The 22,787-nt window shown below is 66.4% G+C and carries 20 protein-coding genes and 1 other RNA gene; 12 read left to right on the top strand and 9 right to left on the bottom strand.

Annotated elements, in window-relative coordinates; all coding sequences use genetic code 11:
- Positions 1-24 precede the first annotated feature (24 nt).
- Together ASC91_RS22410 and smc are read right to left on the bottom strand one after the other, a co-directional pair.
- Positions 25-1,071 (bottom strand): cell division protein ZipA C-terminal FtsZ-binding domain-containing protein, encoded by a 1,047-nt coding sequence (locus ASC91_RS22410; protein ID WP_056202169.1) that lies wholly within the window; start codon positions 1,069-1,071, stop codon positions 25-27.
- On the bottom strand, positions 1,068-4,583 hold the full coding sequence (gene smc, locus ASC91_RS22405) for a chromosome segregation protein SMC (protein WP_056202165.1): 3,516 nt from the start codon (positions 4,581-4,583) through the stop codon (positions 1,068-1,070). Before smc ends, ASC91_RS22410 begins: the two co-directional genes overlap by 4 nt.
- A 158-nt stretch (positions 4,584-4,741) precedes the next feature.
- On the opposite strand from smc, the gene queF reads away from it, so the two are divergent.
- Positions 4,742-5,182: a preQ(1) synthase gene (gene queF / locus ASC91_RS22400; protein ID WP_056202531.1), complete on the top strand. Its 441-nt coding sequence runs from the start codon at positions 4,742-4,744 to the stop codon at positions 5,180-5,182.
- Here the strand turns inward: queF and ASC91_RS22395 are convergent, their stop codons facing one another.
- Positions 5,183-5,965 (bottom strand): ABC transporter substrate-binding protein, encoded by a 783-nt coding sequence (locus ASC91_RS22395; RefSeq protein WP_056202162.1) that lies wholly within the window; start codon positions 5,963-5,965, stop codon positions 5,183-5,185.
- A 47-nt stretch (positions 5,966-6,012) separates the two neighbouring features.
- Here ASC91_RS22395 and dapC point away from each other — a divergent pair, with 47 nt between their 5' ends.
- The 5 genes from dapC (at position 6,013) to ASC91_RS22370 (ending at position 12,079) form a co-directional block, all read left to right on the top strand.
- A complete protein-coding gene (gene dapC, locus ASC91_RS22390) occupies positions 6,013-7,218 on the top strand; it encodes a succinyldiaminopimelate transaminase (protein WP_056202159.1) in 1,206 nt (401 codons plus the stop codon).
- Complete coding sequence (gene dapD, locus ASC91_RS22385; RefSeq protein WP_056202156.1) at positions 7,215-8,039, top strand: 2,3,4,5-tetrahydropyridine-2,6-dicarboxylate N-succinyltransferase; 825 nt, start codon at positions 7,215-7,217, stop codon at positions 8,037-8,039. The genes dapC and dapD overlap by 4 nt, the downstream gene beginning before the upstream one ends.
- Before the next feature lie 2 nt (positions 8,040-8,041).
- The gene (locus ASC91_RS22380) at positions 8,042-9,211 is read left to right on the top strand and encodes a PilT/PilU family type 4a pilus ATPase (RefSeq protein ID WP_235532062.1); all 1,170 of its coding nucleotides are present in this window, start codon (positions 8,042-8,044) and stop codon (positions 9,209-9,211) included.
- Positions 9,208-10,068, top strand: a complete 861-nt coding sequence (prmB, locus tag ASC91_RS22375) for a 50S ribosomal protein L3 N(5)-glutamine methyltransferase (RefSeq protein WP_056202154.1) — start codon at positions 9,208-9,210, stop codon at positions 10,066-10,068. The genes ASC91_RS22380 and prmB overlap by 4 nt, the downstream gene beginning before the upstream one ends.
- 76 nt (positions 10,069-10,144) lie before the next feature.
- Positions 10,145-12,079: an ATP-binding cassette domain-containing protein gene (locus tag ASC91_RS22370; protein WP_056202151.1), complete on the top strand. Its 1,935-nt coding sequence runs from the start codon at positions 10,145-10,147 to the stop codon at positions 12,077-12,079.
- On the opposite strand, the gene ASC91_RS22365 is transcribed toward ASC91_RS22370, so the two are convergent.
- The gene (locus tag ASC91_RS22365; protein ID WP_056202148.1) at positions 12,076-12,438 is read right to left on the bottom strand and encodes a DUF1304 domain-containing protein; all 363 of its coding nucleotides are present in this window, start codon (positions 12,436-12,438) and stop codon (positions 12,076-12,078) included. The two genes, ASC91_RS22370 and ASC91_RS22365, sit on opposite strands and share 4 nt — an antisense overlap.
- 121 nt (positions 12,439-12,559) lie before the next feature.
- On the opposite strand from ASC91_RS22365, the gene ASC91_RS22360 reads away from it, so the two are divergent.
- The 3 genes from ASC91_RS22360 to ASC91_RS22350 all read left to right on the top strand — a co-directional run bounded on the left by ASC91_RS22360 (position 12,560) and on the right by ASC91_RS22350 (position 15,039).
- The gene (locus tag ASC91_RS22360; RefSeq protein ID WP_056202525.1) at positions 12,560-13,045 is read left to right on the top strand and encodes a MarR family winged helix-turn-helix transcriptional regulator; all 486 of its coding nucleotides are present in this window, start codon (positions 12,560-12,562) and stop codon (positions 13,043-13,045) included.
- 31 nt (positions 13,046-13,076) lie between these two features.
- Complete coding sequence (locus ASC91_RS22355; protein WP_056202145.1) at positions 13,077-13,511, top strand: organic hydroperoxide resistance protein; 435 nt, start codon at positions 13,077-13,079, stop codon at positions 13,509-13,511.
- An 82-nt stretch (positions 13,512-13,593) separates the two neighbouring features.
- On the top strand, positions 13,594-15,039 hold the full coding sequence (locus ASC91_RS22350) for an esterase-like activity of phytase family protein (RefSeq protein WP_056202143.1): 1,446 nt from the start codon (positions 13,594-13,596) through the stop codon (positions 15,037-15,039).
- Between the two features lie 3 nt (positions 15,040-15,042).
- Here ASC91_RS22350 and ASC91_RS22345 read toward each other — a convergent pair whose 3' ends face one another.
- The gene (locus ASC91_RS22345; protein ID WP_056202522.1) at positions 15,043-15,978 is read right to left on the bottom strand and encodes an asparaginase; all 936 of its coding nucleotides are present in this window, start codon (positions 15,976-15,978) and stop codon (positions 15,043-15,045) included.
- Between the two features lie 68 nt (positions 15,979-16,046).
- On the opposite strand from ASC91_RS22345, the gene lexA reads away from it, so the two are divergent.
- Positions 16,047-16,718: a transcriptional repressor LexA gene (gene lexA, locus ASC91_RS22340; protein ID WP_056202140.1), complete on the top strand. Its 672-nt coding sequence runs from the start codon at positions 16,047-16,049 to the stop codon at positions 16,716-16,718.
- A gap of 60 nt (positions 16,719-16,778) precedes the next feature.
- Here lexA and ssrA read toward each other — a convergent pair.
- The 4 genes from ssrA to ompA form a co-directional block, all read right to left on the bottom strand.
- Positions 16,779-17,151, bottom strand: a transfer-messenger RNA (tmRNA) gene (gene ssrA, locus ASC91_RS29030).
- A gap of 14 nt (positions 17,152-17,165) precedes the next feature.
- Positions 17,166-17,840, bottom strand: a complete 675-nt coding sequence (locus ASC91_RS22335) for an HAD-IA family hydrolase (RefSeq protein ID WP_056202139.1) — start codon at positions 17,838-17,840, stop codon at positions 17,166-17,168.
- A complete protein-coding gene (gene ubiG, locus ASC91_RS22330; RefSeq protein ID WP_056202136.1) occupies positions 17,837-18,541 on the bottom strand; it encodes a bifunctional 2-polyprenyl-6-hydroxyphenol methylase/3-demethylubiquinol 3-O-methyltransferase UbiG in 705 nt (234 codons plus the stop codon). The genes ASC91_RS22335 and ubiG overlap by 4 nt, the downstream gene beginning before the upstream one ends.
- 74 nt (positions 18,542-18,615) lie before the next feature.
- Positions 18,616-19,272, bottom strand: a complete 657-nt coding sequence (ompA, locus tag ASC91_RS22325; RefSeq protein ID WP_056202133.1) for an outer membrane protein OmpA — start codon at positions 19,270-19,272, stop codon at positions 18,616-18,618.
- Between the two features lie 264 nt (positions 19,273-19,536).
- On the opposite strand from ompA, the gene gyrA reads away from it, so the two are divergent.
- Complete coding sequence (gyrA, locus tag ASC91_RS22320) at positions 19,537-22,191, top strand: DNA gyrase subunit A (protein ID WP_056202130.1); 2,655 nt, start codon at positions 19,537-19,539, stop codon at positions 22,189-22,191.
- Between the two features lie 4 nt (positions 22,192-22,195).
- On the top strand, positions 22,196-22,777 hold the full coding sequence (locus ASC91_RS22315) for a DUF2059 domain-containing protein (RefSeq protein ID WP_056202128.1): 582 nt from the start codon (positions 22,196-22,198) through the stop codon (positions 22,775-22,777).
- Positions 22,778-22,787: the final 10 nt, after the last annotated feature.

Here is a 22,787-nt window from a genome sequence, read left to right as displayed (position 1 = left end):
GTTTGCGCGGCCAATGTCACGCGATCAGCTGAACAGCCTTCGTGCGGCAGGCGAGCCGGCGGCCAGATCACGCTCCGCCAAAGCTTCGTAGAGTTTCTTCAGCTCAACGTCGATGGACGCGAAGGCATGCAGGCCCAGCACCTGGCCACGGTCGTCGCAAACCTCGGCCTCCAGATCGCGGGCCAGTGCGCGGGCCGACTCCTGCCAGAGCGCGAACGGCTCCTGATCGGCCGACGTCTGCGGCACGTCCAGCGCCAGCGTCAGCTCGCGCAGCGACAGGGCTTCGGGGTCTTCAGCCAGCGCAGCCTGGGCATCGAACTGCAGCGTCAGCACCGGCGGCGCGCCCTCTTCTGCCGACGGCATGACGAGGCGGCCTGGCAGCGCACCGGCGACGAAGCCGTGGCGACCCGCGGCCTGCTGCACAAAGCCTGGCGTCCAGGCCGCGGCCTTGGCACGCAGCAGCAGGGCAAGCTGGGCGTCATGGCTGGCCGCGAACTGATCCAGCTCGCGGGCGCGGGCGACGACGTCCAGCATGTCGGGGAACTGCACGAAGCCGCCAACGCCGTCGGCAAAGGCCTGGATCTTCTGCACGAACTCCGAGTACTCGATCTCGTTGAGGGCGCCGCTGCGGTTGGCCATCTTCAGCCCGGCCTGGAATTCGCTGTAGCGCTGGCCGGGCGCGGGCAGTTCCCAGTCGCCGGTTGCGGCATTCAGACCTTCGATTTGCAGCGGCTTGGTGCCGGCGCGGCGGCTGCCGGGCTGGTGCTGCAGGGCCATTTCGCCAGAGATGGGAGCCTCGACGGTGATGGTCGCGATGGCGTCAATCAGCGCGTCGATCCGCGCCGACGGCCGGCGCAGCGGGCGGGCCACGGCGGGCAGCGTCGCTTCCAGCGCCTCGGCCTCGGCAGTCGCCTCCGCCGTCACGGGCGGCGCGTCGAAATGCGGCTCCTCCAACGACGGCACCGCGCGCTTCGGTCCCGCCTTGCGGGCGGCCCAGGCGCCCTGGGCGATGACGCCGATCAGCACCACGCCACCCGTGATGGCCAGAAGTTCGGTCAACGAAACGTTCATGCCGCCTCCGCCATCGCCAGGGCTTTGTCCATGTCGACGGCCACGATGCGCGACACACCCTGCTCCTGCATGGTCACGCCAATCAGTTGTTCAGCCATTTCCATCGCAATCTTGTTGTGCGAGATGAAGAGGAATTGCGTGCCCGCACTCATCTTGGTGACGAGGCGCGCATAACGCTCGGTGTTGGCGTCGTCCAGCGGTGCGTCCACTTCGTCCAGCAGGCAGAAGGGCGCCGGGTTGAGCTGGAAGATCGCGAACACCAGCGCGATGGCCGTCAGCGCCTTTTCGCCGCCCGACAGCAGGTGGATGGTGCTGTTCTTCTTGCCCGGCGGCTGGGCCAGGACCTGCACGCCGGCGTCCAGGATCTCGTCGCCCGTCATCACGAGGCGCGCCTCGCCGCCACCGAACAGCTCGGGGAACATGCGGCCGAAGTGGTCGTTGACCTGGTTGAAGGTCGAGCCCAGCAGGTCGCGCGTCTCCAGGTCGATCTTGTGGATCGCGTCTTCCAGCGTCTTGATGGCCGAGTTCAGGTCGGCGCACTGCGAGTCGAGGAAGGTCTTGCGCTCGCGGGCCGTGGTCAGCTCGTCGAGTGCGGCGAGGTTGACGGCGCCCAGGGCCGCGATCTCGCGGTTGATGCGATCGATCTCGCCCTGCAGGCCGTAGAGCTTGACGACGCCGTCTTCGATGGACTTGGCCAGCACTTCCAGGTCGACGGCCGCCGCTTCGAGTTGCTCGCGGTACTGCGCACCGCCGAGCTGGGCGGCCTGCTCCTCGAGCTGCAGCTTGGTGATGGCCTCGCGCAGCGGGTCCAGGCTGCGCTCGAAACCCATGCGCTGCTCGTCGGCCTTGCGCAGGCGCAAGCTCAGATCGTCGTAGTTGGTGCGCACGGCGGCCAAGGCCTGCTCGCGTTCGACCTTGACGGCCAGCGCGTCCTGCAGCCCGGCTTGCGCCGCGGCGTCGTTCAGCGTGTCCAACTCGCCTTGCAGGCTGGCGGCCGAGGTTGCGACGGTGGCGATCTGCGCCTCTGCAGTTTCGATGCCACGCTGCAGCTCGCCGCGGCGGGCAGCCAGCGTCTGGGTTGCGAAGCGCGCTTCCTGAGAGCGGCGCTCCAGCGCGCGCAATTGCTCGCGCGCATCAGCCAGCTTGCGCTCGGCGGCGATGGTGCCGTCTTCGAGCTCCGCGTGGCGCTGCTGCGCGTCGCCGAGCTGGATGTCCAGTTCCTCGAAGCGGGCCTCGCCGACGGCGCGGCGCTCCTGCAGGCCTTCCTGCTGGGCGGCGATCTCGGCCAACTCGGCATCCAGCACGCTGCGGCGCTGCTGGCTGGCTTCGGCCTGTTGGGAGAGGCGCAGCAGCTCGACGTGGATCTGGTGGGCGCGGGTCTGCGCCTCACTGGCCTCGCGGCGCAGCGTCGTCAACCGTCCATTGGCGTCGTTGAACTGGTGCTCGATGCGGCTCAGCGACAGGCGAGCCTCGTCGGCGATCAGGTTCTGGGCGCGCTGGGCCGTCGTCAGCTGCTCGATCTCCTGGGCGCGTGCCAGCAGGCCGGCCTGCTCGGAGTCGGGCGCGTAGAAGGTGACCGAAAACTGGCCAACGGCGTGGCCGGCCGGCGTCAGGATCAGCTCGCCGTGCGTCAGCTTGCCGCGCGCGGCCAGCGCGTCATCGAGCGTCGGCGCGGTGTAGACGCCTTCCAGCCAGTCATTCAGCAGCGCGGACAGGCCCGCGTCGTTCAGGCGCAGCAACTCGCTGAGCTTGGGCAGCGTCTCGTGCGTGTTGGCGATGGAGCCGCTCGGCGTCGAATAAAAAGCCAGGCGAGCTGGCGGCGAGTCGGCCTCGAAGGCACGCACCGTGTCCAGCCGGCCGACGCTCAAGGCGCCCATGCGCTCGCGCAGCGCGGCTTCCAGCGCGTTCTCCCAACCCTGGGCGATGTGCAGCTTGGTCCACAGGCCTTGCAAGCCATCAAGGCCATGCTTGGCCAGCCAGGGCTTGAGCTTGCCCTCGGTCTGCACCTTCTCCTGCAGGGCCTTTAGCGCTTCGAGCCGAGCGGTCAGGTCGGACTGCCGGGCGAGCTGGGCGTTGGTGTCCTGCTGGGCGTTGCGGCGCTGCTCTTCGAGTTGCGGCACCTGCTCGGCCAATTCCTGCAGGCGAGCGTCGGACAGATCGCGCGCCTCGTCGGCCGCTGCGCTGCGCTCCCGCAGGGCTTCCAGCGCCTCGTGATCGGGCGCACCGAGGGCGCGCGACTCGGCCGTCAGCTTGTCCTCGCGCTGGCGCAGCGCCCTCGCCTGCTCGTCCACGCTGCGGCTCTCGGCCGCCAGCACCTGGATCTGCTGCTGCACCTGGGCGACCAGGGCACGCTGCTCGTTGGCTCGGGCCTGGGCGGCACGCACGGCGTCCTCGCTCTGCGGCAGCTGGGCCTGCTGCTCCTCGGCCTGGGCGGCCAGGATCTCGCTCTGTTCGTCGGCGCCGGCAATCTGCTCGGCAATGCCTTCCAGCTCGGCCTTGGCCTGTTCGACGCGCTCGCGCCACTGGCCGTCCTGCGTGTGCAACTCGGTCAGGCGGGCTTGCGCGCGGTTGCGGCTCTCGACGACAAAGCGGATGCGCTCTTCCAGCCGGCTCACTTCGAGCTGGGCCTCGGCGTAGCGGCCTTGTGACGCGTGCAACTCGTCGCCCGCCGCGTAGTGGGCCTGGCGAACTTCTTCCAGCGTGGCCTCGACGGCGCGCAGCTCGGCAGTGCGCGACTCCAGCGCATTCAGCGCCTCGGCGTGTGCCGCCTTGACGCGCGTCGCCTCGTTGCCGGCGTCGCGCAGCTTCAGGAACCACAGTTGATGCAGCTTCAGCGTGCCGCTGTCCTGCAGGCTGCGATAGCTCGCCGCGACCTCGGCCTGGCGTTCCAGCTTCTCCAGATTCGCGTTCAGCTCGCGCAGGATGTCGTCGACGCGGGTCAGGTTCTCGCGGGTGTCCTTGAGCCGGTTCTCGGTCTCGCGGCGGCGTTCCTTGTACTTGGACACGCCGGCCGCTTCTTCCAGGAACAGGCGCAGCTCTTCCGGCTTGCTCTCGATGATGCGCGAGATGGTGCCCTGGCCGATGATGGCGTAGGCGCGCGGCCCCAGGCCCGTGCCCAGGAAGACGTCCTGCACGTCGCGGCGGCGCACCGGCTGGTTGTTGATGAAGTAGCTGCTGGTGCCGTCACGCGTCAGCACGCGCTTGACGGCGATCTCGGTGAACTGGTTCCACGGGCCGCCGGCGCGGGCGGATTGGTTGTCGAACACCAGCTCCACGCTGGAGCGCCCCGCGGGCTTGCGGTTGCCCGAGCCGTTGAAGATGACGTCCTGCATGGACTCGCCACGCAACTCACTCGCCTTGCTCTCTCCGAGCACCCAGCGCACCGCGTCCATGATGTTGGACTTGCCGCAGCCATTGGGCCCGACGACGCCGACAAGTTGCCCGGGCAACTGGAAGGTCGTGGGTTCAGCAAAGGATTTGAAGCCGGCCAGCTTGATCGAGTTCAGCCGCATGAAGCTTGCGCGTAAGCCCTTGATTTGGCTAAAGAAAAGCGCCTTTCAGGGGCGCTTCAACGGGGTCGGATGATAGCATTCGCACCCTCTCTGATTGACCCTGCATCATGGCTACCAAGAAGTCCGCCTCCGCCCCCGCCGCCAAGAAGAAACCCAAGATGCGCGAGGTGCCCAAGAACCCGCCCACCAAGCCCAGCAAGGACATCCTGGTCTTTCCGAATCCGAACCCGGAACGCGACTACGTCATCCAGTTCCAGGTGCCCGAGTTCACCTGCCATTGCCCGCTGACCGGCCAGCCCGATTTCGCCCACTTCACGATCGACATGATTGCGGACGAACTCTGCGTGGAGCTCAAGAGCCTGAAGATGTACTTCTGGAGCTACCGCAACGAGGGCGCCTTCCACGAGAAGGTCACCAACACCATCCTCGACGACATCATCAAGGTCACCGACCCGCGTTTCATCCGCATCACGGCCAAGTGGTATGTGCGCGGCGGCATCTACACCAACGTGGTGGCCGAGCACCGCAAGCCCGGCTGGACGCCCGCGCAGCGCGTGGACCTGCCGGCCCATGGGTTTGAGTCGGGGATGCTGGGCTGATCAGCGTTTCATGATGGGGTTGCGCCGCCACGCGTCCTGGTTGTCATCGACGATGCGGCCGGCGTTCAAGGTGGACAGATAGCGCTTGAGCATGGCATCGAACTCCTGCAGCCGCCCCAGGCAGGCGCTTCGGCGTGACCAGCCCACATAGTTCAGCGCCTCAGCCGCATAGGGCTTGAGCGCAACGTACTTGCCCTCGTTGCCGCTGGTGATCAGATGGGACAGTGCCGGGTAATGTGGCGAAATGAAGTAGTCGATGCGGCCGGCGTCGAGCTTCAGGAAGTTCTCCTTGATGCCCGGCCCTGCCTCGACATTGAGATTGGCCTCGATGTACTCGTCCAGCCCGTCACCGAACCGCGTGCCATGCGTGACGCCGCCGCGCAACCCGCGCAGGTCTTCGCGTTTGGTGAACTTCAGGTTTTGCCCGGCTCGCACAAACACCGACGAAGGGTTGGTGAAGATGGGCGTGTCGGCGAAGGCCAGGTATTGCTCGCGCTCGGCATTGCGCTTGAGTTCGGTGACGATATCCACCTCGCCGACGCGCGCGTTCTGCAGCACGCGCACGAACGGCCCGACATAGCGCAGTTCATAGGGCAGCTTGATCGCTTGCAGCACGGCCAGCACCACATCGACGCTGGCGCCCCGCAGCGTCTGGCCGTCATACCAGGCATAGGGCGGGTACTCGGGATCGGCCGTCACGACGACCTTCTGGCAGGCTGCCTGGCCCAGGGCTGCGCCATTTGCGGCAAGCAGCGCGCAGATCAGCCAACAGCGTTTCGTCACATGCCTCCCCAGGCTGCAGATCACGGGCCGCGCCCTATCATGCCTGCATGAGTTTTCCCGTCAATCCGCGGCTCGACCGGCTGCACCCCTATCCTTTCGAGCGCCTGCGCGAGCTGACCGCCGGCATCACGCCCAATCCCGACCTCGCGCCCATCTCGCTGGGCATCGGCGAACCGCGCCATGCCGCACCGGCCCTGATCGCGGAGGCCATCAGCAACTCGATGAAGAGCCTGGCGGGCTACCCGGCCACTGCCGGCACGCCGGCCCTGCGCGAGGCCATCGTTGGCTGGATCGCGCGTCGCTACGGTTTGACGCTGGACCCGGCCACGCAGGTTCTGCCCGTCAATGGCTCCCGCGAGGCGCTGTTTGCCATCGCCCAGACCGTCGTCGACTCGAGCCGACCCGGCGCCACCGTCGTCTGCCCCAATCCCTTCTATCAAATCTACGAAGGGGCCGCGTTGCTGGCCGGTGCCGAGGTGGCCTACGCCAATTCCGATCCGACGCGCAACTTCGCCGTCGACTGGCGCCAGATCGATGACGCGACCTGGGCGCGCACCCAGCTGCTCTATGTCTGCTCGCCGGGCAACCCGAGCGGCGCGGTGATGCCGCTGTCGGAATGGCAGGCCCTGTTCGAATTGAGCGATCGCCACGGCTTCGTCATCGCGTCGGACGAGTGCTATTCGGAGATCTATTTCCGTGACGAGGCGCCCCTGGGAGGCCTTGAGGCCGCTGCCAGGCTGGGCCGCCCCGACTTCCGCAACCTGATCGCCTTCACGTCCCTGTCCAAGCGCTCCAACGTACCGGGCCTGCGCTCGGGTTTCGTGGCCGGCGACGCGGCCCTGCTGAAGAAGTTCCTGCTCTACCGCACCTATCACGGCAGCGCCATGAGCCCCATCGTGCAGGCGGCCAGCATCGCGGCCTGGGGCGACGAGGCCCATGTGGTCGAAAACCGGGCCCGCTACCGCCACAAGTTCGCCGAAGTCACGCCCCTGCTGGCTGACGTTCTGGACGTGGCCCTGCCCGACGCCGGCTTCTACCTCTGGGCGGCTGTTCCAGGCGGTAACGACGTGCGCTTCGCCCAGGAGCTGCTCGCTCAATACAATCTCGCCGTCCTGCCGGGCAGCCTGCTGGCGCGCGAAGCCAATGGCAGCAACCCTGGCGCCGGGCGCATCCGCCTGGCTCTCGTGGCCGACGAGGCCGAATGCCTCGAAGCCGCCCGCCGCATCGTCTCCTTCACGAAATCTCTCCCATGAACACCGCTGAACTGCAAAGCCTGATCGACCTCGCCTGGGACAACCGCGCGGCGCTGGATCCCACCAACGCGCCCGAGTTGCGCCAGGCCGTCGAGCACGTCATCGCCGAGATGGACGCCGGCCGCCTGCGCGTGGCCACCCGCGAAAGCGTCGGCCAGTGGACGGTGCACCAGTGGGTCAAGAAGGCGGTCCTGCTGTCCTTCCGGCTGAACGACAACCGCATCATGGGCGACAAGGAGTTGACCTTCTTCGACAAGGTGCCCACCAAGTACGCGGGCTGGAGCGACGAGCAGCTGCGCGCCAGCGGCGTGCGCATCGTGCCCCCGGCCGTCGCGCGCCGCGGCAGTTTCCAGGCAAAGAATGTCGTGCTGATGCCCAGCTACGTGAACATCGGCGCCTACGTGGATGAAGGCGCCATGGTCGATACCTGGGCCACCGTCGGCTCCTGTGCGCAGATCGGCAAGAACGTGCACCTGAGCGGCGGCGTCGGCATCGGCGGCGTGCTGGAGCCGCTGCAGGCCAACCCGACCATCATCGAGGACAACTGCTTCATCGGTGCCCGCTCCGAGGTCGTCGAAGGCGTCATCGTCGAGGAGAACTCGGTGATCTCGATGGGCGTCTACATCGGCCAAAGCACGCCGATCTACGACCGCGCCACCGACACCGTCAGCTACGGCCGCATCCCGGCCGGCTCCGTCGTCATCTCGGGCAGCCTGCCCAAGGATGGCGGCCGCTACTCGCTGTACGCGGCCATCATCGTCAAGCGGGTCGACGCGCAAACGCGCTCCAAGACCAGCATCAACGAACTGCTGCGGGCCTGATCATGAGCAGCCCCGGCGCCGGCAACATGGAACGCATCCTGCGGCTGATGGCCGACAAGGGTGCTTCGGACTGCTATCTGTCAGCCAACATGCCGGTGCTGATCCGGATCAATGGCCAGACCGTGCAGCTGTCAGACCAGCTGCTGACGCCGCCCCAGCCGCGCCAGCTCATCGCCGAGGTCATCGACCCGGCATCGCTGGCCGAACTGGACAACACCGGCGAGCTGAACATGGCGGTGTCGGTGCGTGGCGTGGGGAGCTTCCGGTTGTCGGGCTTTCGCCAGCGCGGCTCGATCGCGGGCGTGTTCCGCCACATCCCGCACGACATCCCGACGCTGGAGAGCCTGCAGCTACCGGGCGTGCTGGGCACGATGATCAAGGAAAAGCGCGGCCTCATCCTGATGGTGGGCGCCACCGGCACCGGCAAGAGCACCACGCTGGCCTCCATGCTGGAGATGCGCAACCAGACGATGACCGGGCACATCCTCACCATCGAGGACCCGATCGAATACCTGTTCAGCAACAAGCGCTCGGTCGTCAACCAGCGCGAGATCGGCCGCGACACGGCGTCGCTGCAGATCGCGCTGAAGAACGCGCTGCGCCAAGCACCCGACTGCATCCTGATCGGCGAAATCCGCGACCGCGACACCATGACGGCGGCCATCAGCTATGCACTGTCCGGCCACCTGGTGCTGGCCACGCTGCACGGCAACAACACCTACCACGCGCTGAACCGCATCCTGTCGTTCTATACGCCCGAGTCCCGCCCGGCGCTGCTGAACGACCTGGCGGCTGGCCTCAAGGCCATCGTGTCGCAGCGCCTCGTGCGCGCCACGACGGGCGGGCGCGTGCCCGTCGTCGAGATCCTTTTCAATACCAAGCTGACGTCCGAGCTCATCGAGCAGGGCGATTTCGCCGGCGTGAAGGAGGCGATGGAAAAGTCCATCGCCGAGGGTTCGCAGACCTACGAAGAGCATTTCGCCAAGCTCATCACCGAAGGCACCATCACCCGAGAGGAAGGCCTGGCGTTCGCTGACTCGCCGACCAACCTGCTGTGGCGGCTGCAGAACGAAGCGCCGGGCCAACGCCTGGTCACGGCGCCGCGCAAAGAAGAAAAGGCCGGCGACGACGCCAGCTTCACAGAAATCACATTGGACGTCCGCGGCTCTTGAAACTGATCACCTGTATCGAAACCCAAGCCGCCCGCCTTGACCAGGCGGGCGTGTTTTTTGGCCATGGCACATCGACCGCCTTTGACGAGGCCGCGTGGCTGGCGCTGTGGCGCCTGGGACTGCCCCTGGACGCGCTGGACGCACACGCCGAGCGTGAGCTGAATGAGGCCGACCTAGCCAGCATCACCGAACTCGTCGACCAACGCATTGCAACGCGCAAGCCCGCTGCCTATCTGACCGGCGAGGCCTGGCTGCAAGGCGTGCCCTTCACCATCGACGAGCGCGCCATCGTGCCGCGCAGCTTCATTGCCGAGCTGATTGCCGACGCCAGCATCGACCCCTGGCTACATCCCGACAGCCGCCGCGTGCTGGACCTGTGCACCGGCAACGGCAGCCTGGCCGTGCTGGCAGCGATGGCCTGGCCGGAGGTCGAGGTGGACGCGCTGGACATCGACGTCGATGCACTCGCCGTGGCGAAATTGAACGTGGAGCGCCACAACCTGGCGCTGCGCGTGCGCCTGCTGCAAGGCGACGGCCTGGCCGGTGCCGAAAGCACCTATGACCTCATCCTCTGCAACCCGCCCTACGTGAACAGCACCAGCATGGCCGCCCTGCCCGCCGAATACCGCGCCGAGCCCGAACTGGCGCTGGCCGGCGGCAGCGACGGCATGGATTTCATCCGCGAGCTGCTGCGCGCCGCGCCCGCTGCGCTGAACGACGACGGCGTGCTGGTGCTCGAGATCGGCAACGAACGCGAGAATTTTGAGGCGGCCTTCCCGGCCCTGGAAGTTGTCTGGCTGGAAACCTCCGCGGGCGACGACCAGGTCCTGCTGGTCACGAAGGAGGCTCTCGCATGACAGCCCCCACGTTCGTTTCACTCACTGCCCCCCGAGGGGGCTTCGCCGCCTTTGGGGCGGCCCGGCAGGCGGCGACATGATCACACTTCGCGACATCACGCTGCGCCGCGGCGTCAAGGTGGTGCTGGACAACGCCTCGGCCACGCTGCAGCCCGGCGAAAAGATCGGCCTGGTCGGCCGCAACGGCGCGGGCAAATCCAGCCTGTTTGCGCTGCTGACGCACCGCCTGGGCAACGACAAGGGCGAGGTCGAGGTGCCCAAGCACTGGCGTCGTTCCGAGGTCGCCCAGAACATGCCCGAGACCGAGGACGGCGCGACCGACTACGTGCTCGAAGGCGACCTGCCGCTGGTTGCTGCCCGCGCCGCGCTAGAAGCCGCCGAAGCCGCCAACGACGGCCATGCGATGGCCGACGCCCACGCGCTGCTGGCCGACGTTGGCGCCTTCGACGCCCGCTCCCGCGCCCAGGCGCTGCTGATGGGCCTTGGCTTCAAGACCGAGCAGCTCGACGCTCCCGTCAACAGCTTCTCCGGCGGCTGGCGCATGCGCCTGCAGCTGGCCCGCGCGCTGATGTGCCCGGCCGAACTGATGCTGCTGGACGAACCCACCAACCACCTGGACCTGGACGCCCTGGTCTGGCTGGAAGCCTGGCTGCAGCGCTACGACGGCACGCTGATCATCATCAGCCACGACCGCGAATTCCTTGACGCGATCACCAAGGTCACCCTGCATCTGGACGAAGGCAAGCTCGTGCGCTACGGCGGCAACTACACCAGCTTCGAGACGCAGCGCGCCGAGCGCATGGTGCTGCAGCAGGCCGCCTTCTCCAAGCAGCAGGACCGCGTGGCCCACTTGCAGAAATTCATCGACCGCTTCAAGGCCAAGGCCAGCAAGGCCAAGCAGGCGCAGAGCCGCGTGAAGGCGCTGGAGCGCATGGAGCGGCTGGCGCCCGTGCTGGCGTCTGCCGACTTCAACTTCGAGTTCCGCGAGCCGCTGAATCTGCCCAACCCGATGCTGATGTTCGACGAGATGTCGGCCGGCTATGGCACGACCACGATCGTGCGCGACATCGACCGCTCGGTGCTGGCCGGACAGCGCATCGGCATCCTCGGCGCCAACGGCCAGGGCAAGTCCACGCTGGTCAAGACGATTGCCGGCACCCAGCCGGCGCTGGCGGGCAGGCTAACGCAGGGCAAGGGCCTGTCCATCGGCTACTTCGCCCAGCAGGAGCTGGACGTGCTGCGCCTGGACGAAGGCCCGCTGGAGCACATGGTGCGGCTGGCCCGTGAGGTCGGCCCGGCCGGCCGCGAGCAGGAACTGCGCGACTTCCTCGGCCAGTTCCGCTTCACTGGCGACATGGTCAACCAGGCCGTCGGCAGCCTGTCTGGCGGCGAGAAGGCGCGGCTGGTGCTGGCCATGCTGGTGTGGCAACGCCCCAACCTGCTGCTGCTGGACGAACCCACCAACCACCTGGACCTGAACACCCGCGAGGCGCTGTCGATGGCGCTCAACGAGTTCGAGGGCACCGTCATGCTGGTCAGCCACGACCGCGCGCTGCTGCGCGAGGTCTGCGACGAGTTCTGGCTGGTGGCCGACGGCGTCGTCAAGCCTTTCGACGGTGACCTGGACGATTACCAGAAATGGCTGCTCGACCAGAGCAAGGAAGCCGCCCGTGCGGCCAAGAAGCAGTCGGCGGCAGCGCCGGCGCCAGTGGTCAAGGCTTCAGCTGCGCCTGCGCCTGCCGCGCGCGAGGACCGCAAGGTTTCGGGTCAGGCGCGCGCCAAGCTGGCCGACCAGACGCGGCCGCTGCGCAAGGAGATGGAGCAGATCGACAAGCGCATGCATGCTCTCGCCACTGAGCGCGCCGGCATCGAAGCCCAGCTCGCCGAAGGCGCTGCCGCCTCGGCCATTGCCGAGATGGGCAAGCGCCTGAAGGCGATCAGCGACCAGCTCGAAGCCGACGAGGCGCGTTGGCTGGAGCTGGGTGAGCAGATCGAGGCGCTGAACGCCTAGATCGCGAGCACCGCTGCCAGGGCAATCGCGCCTGGCAGCGCCTGCACGAAAAGGATCTTCTTCGAGGCCGTGGCCGCGCCGAACACGCCGGCCACGACGACGCAACCCAGGAAGAACACCAGCCAGGGCTTGCCCGCGCCTGCGGCGCCCTGCATCAGGCCCCAGGCCAGGCCTGCGGCGAGAAAGCCGTTGTAGAGGCCCTGGTTGGCCGCCAGTGCCTTGGTCTGCTCGGCGAAGTCCGCCTTCAGCCCGAAGGCCTTGCGGCCCAGCGGCTTGGTCCAGAAGAACATTTCCAGCACCAGGAAATACAGGTGCAACAGCGCGACCAGCGCCGACAGCACGATTGCGACCATCTGCATCGTCTCTCCTCGTCTTTTGTGATTGGGGGTGGCGCATCGTCTCAGATCGCCCTAGCGTCCGGTGTCGCATGAAAGACCATTTAACTTGTGTGCAATTTAATTGCGAACTACATTAATGGCCATGGCACGCAGCAAGACCTCCACCCCCACCGCCGATCCTCGCGGTGAATGGCTGCAGCTGGACCGCCAGCTCTGCTTCGCGCTGTACAGCAGCTCGCTGGCCATGACCCGCATCTACAAGCCCCTGCTGGCGCCGCTGGGCCTGACCTATCCGCAATACCTCGTCATGCTGGTGTTGTGGGAGGTCGAAGGCCCCAGCGTCTCACAACTCGGCCAGCGCCTGTCGCTGGACTCGGGCACGCTGACGCCGCTGCTCAAGCGCCTGGAAGCCCTGGGCCACATCGAGCGCCGCCGCGCCAGCGACGACGAGCGTCGTGTCGACATCTTCCTGACGCCGCAGGGCCGCAAGCTGCGCGAGCAGGCCCTGGACATCCCGGGCCACCTCGCCTGCGCCAGCGCCTGCGAACTGGACGAGGTCATCGCGCTGACGCAGCGGCTCACGCAATTGCGCCAGCAACTCAACCGGGCCGCCGACACGGCTGCCTGATTTCTTCCCCCACCACCCCAAAGGAGCCACCATGGCCATCGAAAAAGCCCTCTACACCGCCACCGCCACTGCCACCGGTGGCCGCGCCGGCACCGCCAAGTCGTCCGACGGCGCCATCGACGTGACGCTGTCCACGCCCAAGGAACTCGGCGGCGCCGGCGGCCCGGGCACCAACCCCGAGCAGCTGTTCGCGGCCGGCTATTCCGCCTGCTTCATTGGCGCCATGAAAGCCGTCGCCGGCAAGCAGAAGATCAGCCTGCCTGCCGAGGTCTCGATTACCAGCGACGTCGCCATCGGCCCACACGCCAACAAGCCCGGGGCCTTCGGCATCCAGGTCGACATGAAGATCTCCGTGCCCGGCATGGACCGCGCCGCCCTGGAGGCTCTGGTCGCCACCGCCCACGAGGTCTGCCCCTACTCGAACGCCACGCGCGGCAACGTCGACGTCTCGCTGACTGTCGTCTAACCGTCGTCTGAATGGCCGTCACGCCGGCGTCACGTGCGCCGGTCAGCATCGCGGGTTTTCCAATCACACCCGGAGACCCGCGATGCGCCTCTTCCTGACCACCGCCATCGCCAGCGCCCTGCTGGCCCTCGCCGCTCCATCCCGCGCGGCCGAACCGGTGCTGATCGGCATGGGCAACCTCAGCGGCTCGCTGAGCGACCTTTCCGGCCTGAACTACTCCCTCGAAAGCGGCCTCGCGGCCAACCTGCTCGGCGGCATGGGCTCGGGCCTGGCCTGGGCCGGCGGCAACACCTTCCTGGCGCTGCCGGACCGCGGTCCGAACGCCAATGACTGGGGCGCGCCGCAGCTCGACAACACGACGTCCTTCATCGCCCGCTTCCAGACGGTGCAGCTCAGCCTCACCGCCAACGCGGCCGGCTCCGCCCTGCCGTACACGCTGACGCCGACGCTGCAGGCCACCACGCTGCTGTCCAGTTCCACAACGCTGAACTACGGCCCCAAGGCCGCGACACTGAGCGGTATCGTCGACAGCAGCACAGTCCTCGCCGGCAGCAAGAACTACTTCTCGGGCCGCTCCGACAACTTTGCTTCCGGTCTGTCGACCAACCCGGCCAACGCGCGCCTGGACCCCGAAGGCATCCGCGTCTCCAACGACGGCAAGAGCGTCTTCATCTCCGACGAGTACGGCCCCTACGTCTACCAGTTCGACCGCGCGACGGGCGAGCGCATCCGCACCTTCAGCCTGCCGAGCAGCTTCGCCGTTGGCAACGTCAGCTCTTCCGGCGCCGCCGAGATCTCTGGCAACACGGCAGGCCGCGTCGCCAACAAGGGCATGGAGGGCCTGGCCATCTCGCCCGACGGAAAGACGCTGTTCGGCTTCGTGCAGAGCCCGCTGGCCCAGGACGGCGGCGACGGCGGCCGCTACAACCGCATCGTCAAGATCGACGTCGCCACGGGAGCCACCAGCCAGTTCGCTTTCGACAACCAGATCAACGGCAAGGCCTACAACAGCAGCGAGTTGCTGGCACTGAACGACCACGAACTCATCGTGCTGGAGCGCGACGGCAAGGGCATGGGCGACGGCTCCAAGGCGGCGGTGAAACAGCTCGTCAAGATCGACCTGACCGGTGCCGCCGAGGTCAGTGGCATCGCTGACCTGCGCACCCAACCCGGCACGGCAATAGTCGGCACGCGATTCCTCGACATCAAGGCCGCGCTCAACGCCGCCGGCATTTCCGACGCGCTGATACCGGCCAAGCTCGAAGGCATTGCCTTCGGCGAGGATGTCATCGTCAACGGCAAAACGATGCACACGCTGTATCTCGCCAACGACAACGACTTCCTGGCCACGGCAATCCCGAACGGCGGCAGCGCGCCGGCAGCCTACGGCAACCAGTTCTACGTCTTCGCTTTCGAGGGCAATCTGACCAACCAAGCCATCGCGGCCGTGCCTGAACCCAGCCAATATGCCCTGCTGCTGGCCGGCCTGAGCCTGGTCGGTTTCGTGGCCCGGCGCCGCAGCCGCTGAGGCTCAGTCGCCCAGCAGGCTCAGGATCAGTTCGATCCTGGCCTTGACCGGGCTCAGCGCGCCGGCGCTGGGCAGCAGCCCGGGCAAGTCCATGACCGGGCCGGCGTCGCAGCGCGTGCTGCGCCAGACCTTGACGCCGCCGGCCCGGGCTTCGTGCAGCGCGGCAGCCAGCGTGGTGCTGAGCGTGCCGTTGCCCGTGCCAGCGGCGACCAGCCCGTCGATGCCTGCCGCGCAGAGCGCCCGCACGACAACGCCATCCGCACCGGCATGGTTCATGACGATCTCGACCCTCGGCCAGCGTGCGGCCGGCCGGGCGATGCGCGCCAGCCCCAGGCCATCGCCCACGGGCCAGCGGCCAAGCTGGCGCACGACGCCCTCCTCCACCCGCGCCACCAGCGCCCCGTCGACCGACTCGAAGGCGTCAACGCGATAGCTGTGTGTCTTGCGCACCTGGGTCGCATCGTGCACACGGCCTGCGAATGCGACGACGACGCCCGCCGCATCGGACGTCGCTGCCACCTGCACCGCATCGAAAAGGTTTTGCGGCCCGTCGGGCGCCAGCGCCGTCGCCGGCCGCATCGCGGCCGTCAGAACGACGGGCTTGACAGGTGCCAGCACGCGCTGCAGGAAGTAGGCGGTCTCCTCGAGCGTGTCCGTGCCATGGGTGATGACGATGCCAGCGACTTCAGGCCGGTCGAGGTGCTGCTGTACGGCGACTGCGAGCCGCTGCCAGGTCGCGAAATCCATGTCCTTGCTGTCGAGCTGGGCAACCTGCTGCGCCTCGAGCTTCTGGCCCGACAGCGCGGGCACTGCCGCCAGCAAATCCTCAACGCTCAATTGCGCCGCCGTGTAGCCCACACCGTCGCTGGCGGTTTTGGCAGTGCCGGCAATCGTGCCGCCGGTGCCCAGAATGACGATCAGACGGTCAAAGGTTTGCAATTTCTTGGATTCCTGGATGAAAATACAGGTGCTGGACAAATTTCCAGCCCTGACGAAAAGGCCGCCCCGTGCAAGACCGACCCAAGCTTACCGCCCGACAGCAGCAGATCTTCGACCTGGTCCGCAACGCGATCGAAAGCACCGGCTCGCCACCCACCCGCGCCGAGATTGCCGCCGAGCTGGGTTTCAAGTCCGCCAACGCGGCCGAGGAGCATCTGCAGGCCCTGGCTCGCAAGGGCATGCTGGAACTCGTCGGCGGCACCTCGCGCGGCATTCGCCTCAAGTCCGATGCGCTGAGCGCCGTCAACCGCGCCCGCCAATTCAACCTTCCGATTCCCCACTTCGCCCAGCTGACCCTGCCCCTGATCGGCCGCGTCGCCGCTGGCGCGCCCATCCTCGCGCAGGAGCATGTCGAGCAGACCTATACGGTCGAGCCCGGCCTGTTCGCTAGGAAGCCCGACTACCTGCTCAAGGTCAAGGGCATGAGCATGAAGGACATCGGCATCCTCGATGGCGACCTGCTGGCTGTGCAGTCGGCCAAGGAGGCGCGCAATGGCCAGATCGTCGTGGCTCGGGTCGGCGACGAGGTCACGGTCAAGCGCTTCAAGCGTGGGCCTGATGGCATCCAGTTGCTGCCCGAGAACGCCGATTTCGAGCCCATCCGCGTCGATGAGCACAGCGAGAGCTTCAGCATCGAGGGCCTGGCTGTTGGGCTGATTCGCGGACAGGGGTTCAATTGACCCCGGCGCACTCGAGATGAAAAAAGGCCCGTGTCACCGACACGGGCCTTCTCAATTGGATGGTGGAGCCGGGGGGAATTGAACCCCCGTCCGCAAGCCATCACCGGGCAGATCTACATGTTTAGCCGGCTGATTTGAATCTCACGGTCAACTCGCGCAGTGGCACGCTAGCTTTCCCGCCAGTCACTTGATCTCACGCCCCACCGAGTGACCCGGTGCGACGCCAGCCGATGTGAGTGACTTCTCAGCCTTGCCCCTTGCGGAACTCAGCCCGGCCCATCGGCCTGCCGTTGAGAAGCTCATCCGCAATTAAGCGGCGAGTGCGAACGTAGAGTCGTTTGCAGTTACTTTGTTTCCAGTGGTTTTACGAGCGAACTGGTGCTCGACATGCCCTACTCCGGATCCGCACCCACGTCGAAACCAAGTCGGCCCCAGAGACCTCGCATCTTAGGCCAGACCGAGCGCTTTCAAGAGCTCACCCGGCGCGGACAGCTCCAGGTCGGCGCCCCAATGACGAAATTCACCGCTATGGCCGAGATAGCCCCACGCCGCAGCGGCCGTTGCCATGCCAGCAGCGCGACCGGCCAGGATGTCGCGTTCGTCGTCTCCGACATAGAGGCAGGACGCCGGTACCACGTTCAAGCGGCGTGCTGCCTCCAGCAGCGGGGCGGGGTGCGGCTTGGTATGGCTCGTGGTGTCGCCGCCCACGATGGCGCCGGCCGCCAAACCCAGCGCCTTGGCAAGCGGCAAGGCGAAGCGTTCGGCCTTGTTGGTGACGATGCCCCATGCCAGGCCCGCATCAGCGAGCCCGAGAAGTTCCGCCTCGATGCCGACAAAGGTGCGCGTGCTGTCATACATCAGCGCTTCGTAGCGATCCAGAAATTCACGCTTGAGTTCGTCATAGCCCGACTGACCAGGCGCCGCGCCGAAGGCTTGGCCCAGCATGCCGCGCGCGCCGGAGCCGCCATGCGGCCGATATTGCGGCAACGGCAGCGGCGTGAGACCACGATCGGCGCGCATCGCATTGGCCGCCGCCGCAAGGTCAGCAGCACTGTCGATCAACGTGCCGTCCAGGTCGAACAGCACGGCCTGCAGATGCGACCAGGGGGCGGCAAGCTTCAAGCGGGACGGCGGCAAGCCAGCAGGTAGTTCACGTCGGTGTCGCTGCCGAGGCTGTAGCGCTGCGTGAGCGGGTTGTAGGTCAGGCCGCGGCTGCCTTGCAGCTCAAGCCCGGCGTCGCGACAGAACTGCGACAGCTCCGACGGCTTCAGGAAGCGCGCATATTCGTGCGTGCCCTTGGGCAGCATCTGCAGTACGTACTCCGCACCAACGATGGCGAGCAAGAACGACTTGGCGTTGCGATTGAGCGTCGACAGGAAGACCCAGCCGCCGGGCTTGACCAGCGTCGCCAGCGCCCGCACGACCGAGGCCGGGTCGGGCACATGCTCCAACATCTCCATGCAGGTAACCACGTCGAAGCTGGCCGGTTGTTCAGTGGCCAACACTTCGACAGCGATTTCGCGGTATTCCACGCCTTCGGTCCCCGCCTCCATGGCGTGCAGTTCTGCGACGCGCAGCGGCTTGGTCGACAGGTCGATGCCCAGCACCTGGGCGCCGGCACGTGCCATGGAATCGCTCAGAATGCCGCCGCCACAACCGACGTCCAGCACACGCTTGCCTGCCAAAGGGCAGAGCTGCTGAATCCATCCCAGGCGCAGCGGGTTGATCTCGTGCAGCGGTTTGAAGTCGCTCTCGGGGTCCCACCAGCGGTGGGCCAGTTCGCCGAATTTGGCGAGCTCTTGCGGATCGGCGTTGATCGTCATGACATCCAGAAAGTAGAAAAGCCCCGACGGCGGACCGTGCGGGGCTTTGCGCAAAGCGCCCGAGGGCGCTGAGCTTACTTGTTGCGCGTACCGACGACTTCGATCTCGGTGCGGCGGTTCTTGGCGCGGCCTTCGGTCGTCTTGTTGTCGGCGACGGGCTGCTTTTCGCCCTTGCCTTCGGTGTAGACGCGGTTCGGCTCGACACCCTTGCCAACCAGGTAGGCCTTGACGGCTTCCGAGCGGCGGATCGACAGCTTCTGGTTGTACTCATCGCTGCCCACCGAGTCGGTGTGGCCAACGGCGATGATGACTTCCAGGTTGATGCCCTTGGTCTTGCTGACCAGGTCGTCCAGCTTGGCGGTGGCTTCGGGCTTCAGCGTCGACTTGTCGAAGTCGAAGAAGGCATCAGCGGCGAAGGTAACCTTCTCGCTGACCGGAGCCGGCGGCGGGGGAACCGGCTTCGGAGGCTGGGGAGCCGGGGCCGGAGGCGGGGGAGCAACCGGTACCGGCGGCTCAACCTTGGGTGCCGGCTTGATTTCGCCGTCGCAGCCCTTGGCGGCCGTAGCGGGTGTCCAGAAATTGTCGCGCCAGCAATATTCGTTGGTGCCGTTCTTCCAGACGGTGCCGTCGGTTGCGCGCCAGTTGTCGATAGCTTGGGCCGATGCGCCAGACGCAGCAACGGCGACCGCGGCCACCGCAAACAGCGACGCCACACGATTCAGTTTCTTCATGATTCTCCTCTCAAGGAATGCCGCAGTTGCCCTGCGAGAGTCAGTACTCAACCTCTAACCTCAGGAGAGACTTTAGGGTTTCTCCTAGGGACCCGACGATTGTGCCATGGGGGCACCGAGACCAACGCATTGTGGCGGCCTACGTTCAAGGCCATGGTGACGATGTTGCGCTGCTGCTACAGGGGGGCGGGCCGCATAGAATTCGCGCCTTTCACCTACCTCTGAGGACGCCGCGGCCGTGTAGCGCGTGCGTCATCCTGCCGCATGACCCAGTTCGCCAAGGAAACCCTCCCGATCAGCCTCGAGGAGGAGATGCGCCGCTCCTATCTCGACTACGCGATGAGCGTGATCGTGGGACGCGCCCTGCCCGATGCGCGTGACGGCCTGAAGCCGGTGCACCGTCGCGTGCTGTACGCGATGAACGAGATGGGCAACACCTACAACGCCAAGTACCGCAAGAGTGCGCAGGCGGTGGGCGAGACCATGGGCAAATACCACCCGCACGGCGACTCGGCCATTTACGACACCATCGTCCGCATGGCGCAGCCATTCAGCCTGCGCCACATGCTGATCGATGGTCAAGGCAACTTCGGCTCGATCGACGGAGATAACGCCGCTGCAATGCGATACACCGAGATTCGTCTCGACAAAATCGCTCACGAAATGTTGGCTGACATCGACAAGGAAACCGTCGATTTCGGGCCGAACTATGACGGCAGCCATAAGGAACCCCTGGTACTGCCGACCCGTTTGCCGAATCTTCTGGTGAATGGCGCTTCGGGTATTGCCGTGGGTATGGCCACGAATATCCCGCCGCACAACCTCAACGAGGTTGTCGACGCCTGCCTGTTCGCGCTGAAGAGCCCGGAATGCACCGTTGACGAGCTGATGGAGATCATCCCGGCGCCGGACTTCCCGACCGCCGGCATCATCTACGGCCTGGCTGGCGTGCGCGATGGCTACCGCACCGGCCGCGGCCGCGTCGTCATGCGCGCCAAGGTGCATTTCGAGGACATCGACAAGGGTTCGCGCCAGTCGATCATCGTTGACGAGATCCCCTACCAGGTCAACAAGAAGACCCTGCTTGAGCGCATTGCCGAACTGGTGCAGGAAAAGAAGATCGAGGGCATCAGCCACATCCAGGACGAGTCCGACAAGTCCGGGATGCGCGTGGTCATCGAGCTCAAGCGCGGTGAAGTGCCCGAGGTGGTGCTGAACAACCTGTACAAGCAGACGCAGCTGCAGGACAGCTTCGGCATGAACATGGTCGCCCTCGTCGATGGCCAGCCCAAGCTATGCAATCTGCGCGACATGGTCATCGTGTTCCTGGAGCACCGCCGCGAGGTGGTGACCCGCCGCACGATCTACGAACTGCGCAAGGCCCGCGAGCGCGGCCATGTGCTGGAAGGCCTGGCGGTGGCGCTGGCCAACATCGACGAATTCATCGAGACCATCAAGACCTCGCCGACGCCGCCCGTCGCCAAGGCTGCCCTGATGGCCAAGAGCTGGGATTCGTCGCTGGTGCGCGAGATGCTGTCGCGCACCGAGACGCTGTCGGCCGGTGGCCCCTCCGCCTACCGTCCCGAAGGCCTGGAGCCCGAGTACGGCATGCAGGCCGACGGCCTGTACCGCCTGTCGGAATCGCAGGCTGGCGAAATCCTGCAGATGCGCCTGCAACGCCTGACTGGCCTGGAGCAGGACAAGATCGTCGGCGAGTACAAGGAAGTGATGGCGGAGATCGCCGATCTGCTCAACATCCTTGCCACGCCTGCCCGGGTGACAACCATCATCAGCGACGAGCTGGTGCAGCTGAAGAACGAGTTCGGCCAGACCAAGCTGGGCGCTCGCCGCAGCGTCATCGAGCACAACGCCCAGGAACTCGGCACCGAAGACCTCATCACGCCGACCGACATGGTCGTGACGCTCTCGCACACCGGCTACATCAAGAGCCAGGCATTGAGCGAATACCGCGCTCAAAAGCGCGGCGGCCGCGGCAAGCAGGCCACGCAGACGAAGGACGACGACTGGGTCGACCAGCTCTTCATCGCCAACACCCACGACTGGCTGCTGTGCTTCTCCAACCGCGGCCGCGTCTACTGGCTCAAGGTCTGGGAAGTACCGCAGGGCTCGCGCAACTCGCGCGGCAAGCCCATCGTCAACATGTTCCCGCTGCAGGCCGACGAGAAGATCACCGTCGTGCTGGCGCTGACCGGCGAGTTCCGCAGCTTCCCTGAAGATCACTTCATCTTCATGGCCACGGCCATGGGCACGGTCAAGAAGACCTCTCTGAAGGACTTCAGCAATCCCCGCAAGGCCGGCATCATCTCCGTCGACCTGGACGAGGGCGACCACCTGATCGGCGCCGCACTGACCGACGGCCACCACGATGTGATGCTGTTCAGCGACGGCGGCAAGGCCGTGCGCTTCGACGAGGACGACGTGCGCCCGATGGGCCGCACCGCCCGCGGCGTGCGCGGCATGATGCTCGAGCCCGACCAGCGCCTCATCGCCATGCTGGTGGCCGAAGACGAAACCCAGAGCGTGCTGACCGCCACCGAGAACGGCTACGGCAAGCGCACGTCCATCGTTGAGTACACGCGCCACGGCCGCGGTACCAAGGGCATGATTGCCATCCAGCAGAGCGAGCGCAATGGCCGCGTCGTCGCCGCGACGCTGGTGCGCCCCGAGGACGAGATCATGCTGATCACCGACAAGGGCGTGCTGGTGCGCACCCGCGTCAGCGAGATCCGCGAACTCGGCCGCGCCACGCAAGGCGTCACACTGATCGCGCTGGACGACGGCAGCAAGCTGTCCGGCCTGCAGCGCATCGTCGAGAACGACGCCAACGAGACCGATGCCCCTGCCGAAGATGGCGAGGCCGGCCTTACCGATGACTCCTCCGAAGCCCCCAAGGACTGATCACATGACCTCTCGCAACCTGGGCCTGGCCCTCGCCCTGGCCCTGGCCACTGGCACCGCCCTGGCCGATCCGTCGCCGGCCAAGAAGGCTCTGATCGACAAGATCGTGGCGCTGCAGCAGCAGGGCATGGCCGACAGCATGGCGGCCAGCATCGTGCAGCAACCCCTGCCGCAGCTGACGCAAGGCGGCCGCGCCGCGCTGCAGCAAGTGCCGCCCGAGAAGCGCGACGCGACGGCCAAGGCCATGGACGCCGAGCTGAAGAAGTTCATCGAGGAAAACGTGCCCTACCTGAAGGACAAGATCGCCAAGGCGATTGGGCCCACGGCTTCGGCCCTGCTGGACGAACGCTTCAACGAGGACGAACTGAAGCAGGTCGTCGCCTGGGCAGAATCGCCGGTCAGCCAGAAATTCGGCCTTGCCAGCGTCGAACTGCAGAAGGCCGTCGCGCAAAAGGTGATGGCCGAGGCCGGCCCCACGCTGGAAGGCCGTCTCAAGGCCTTGCAGACCACGCTGGCCAAGCAATTGGGCCTGCAGCCTCCGCCGGCCGCCGCGCCCAAGCCCGCAGCCTCCGCGCCCAAGAAGTAGCCTCCCGGAT

This window comes from Pelomonas sp. Root1237, assembly GCF_001425055.1.
Classification (GTDB): domain Bacteria; phylum Pseudomonadota; class Gammaproteobacteria; order Burkholderiales; family Burkholderiaceae_C; genus Pelomonas.
The sequence above is the reverse complement of the archived record's forward strand: the minus strand, read 5'-3'. Positions and strand labels throughout refer to the sequence as shown.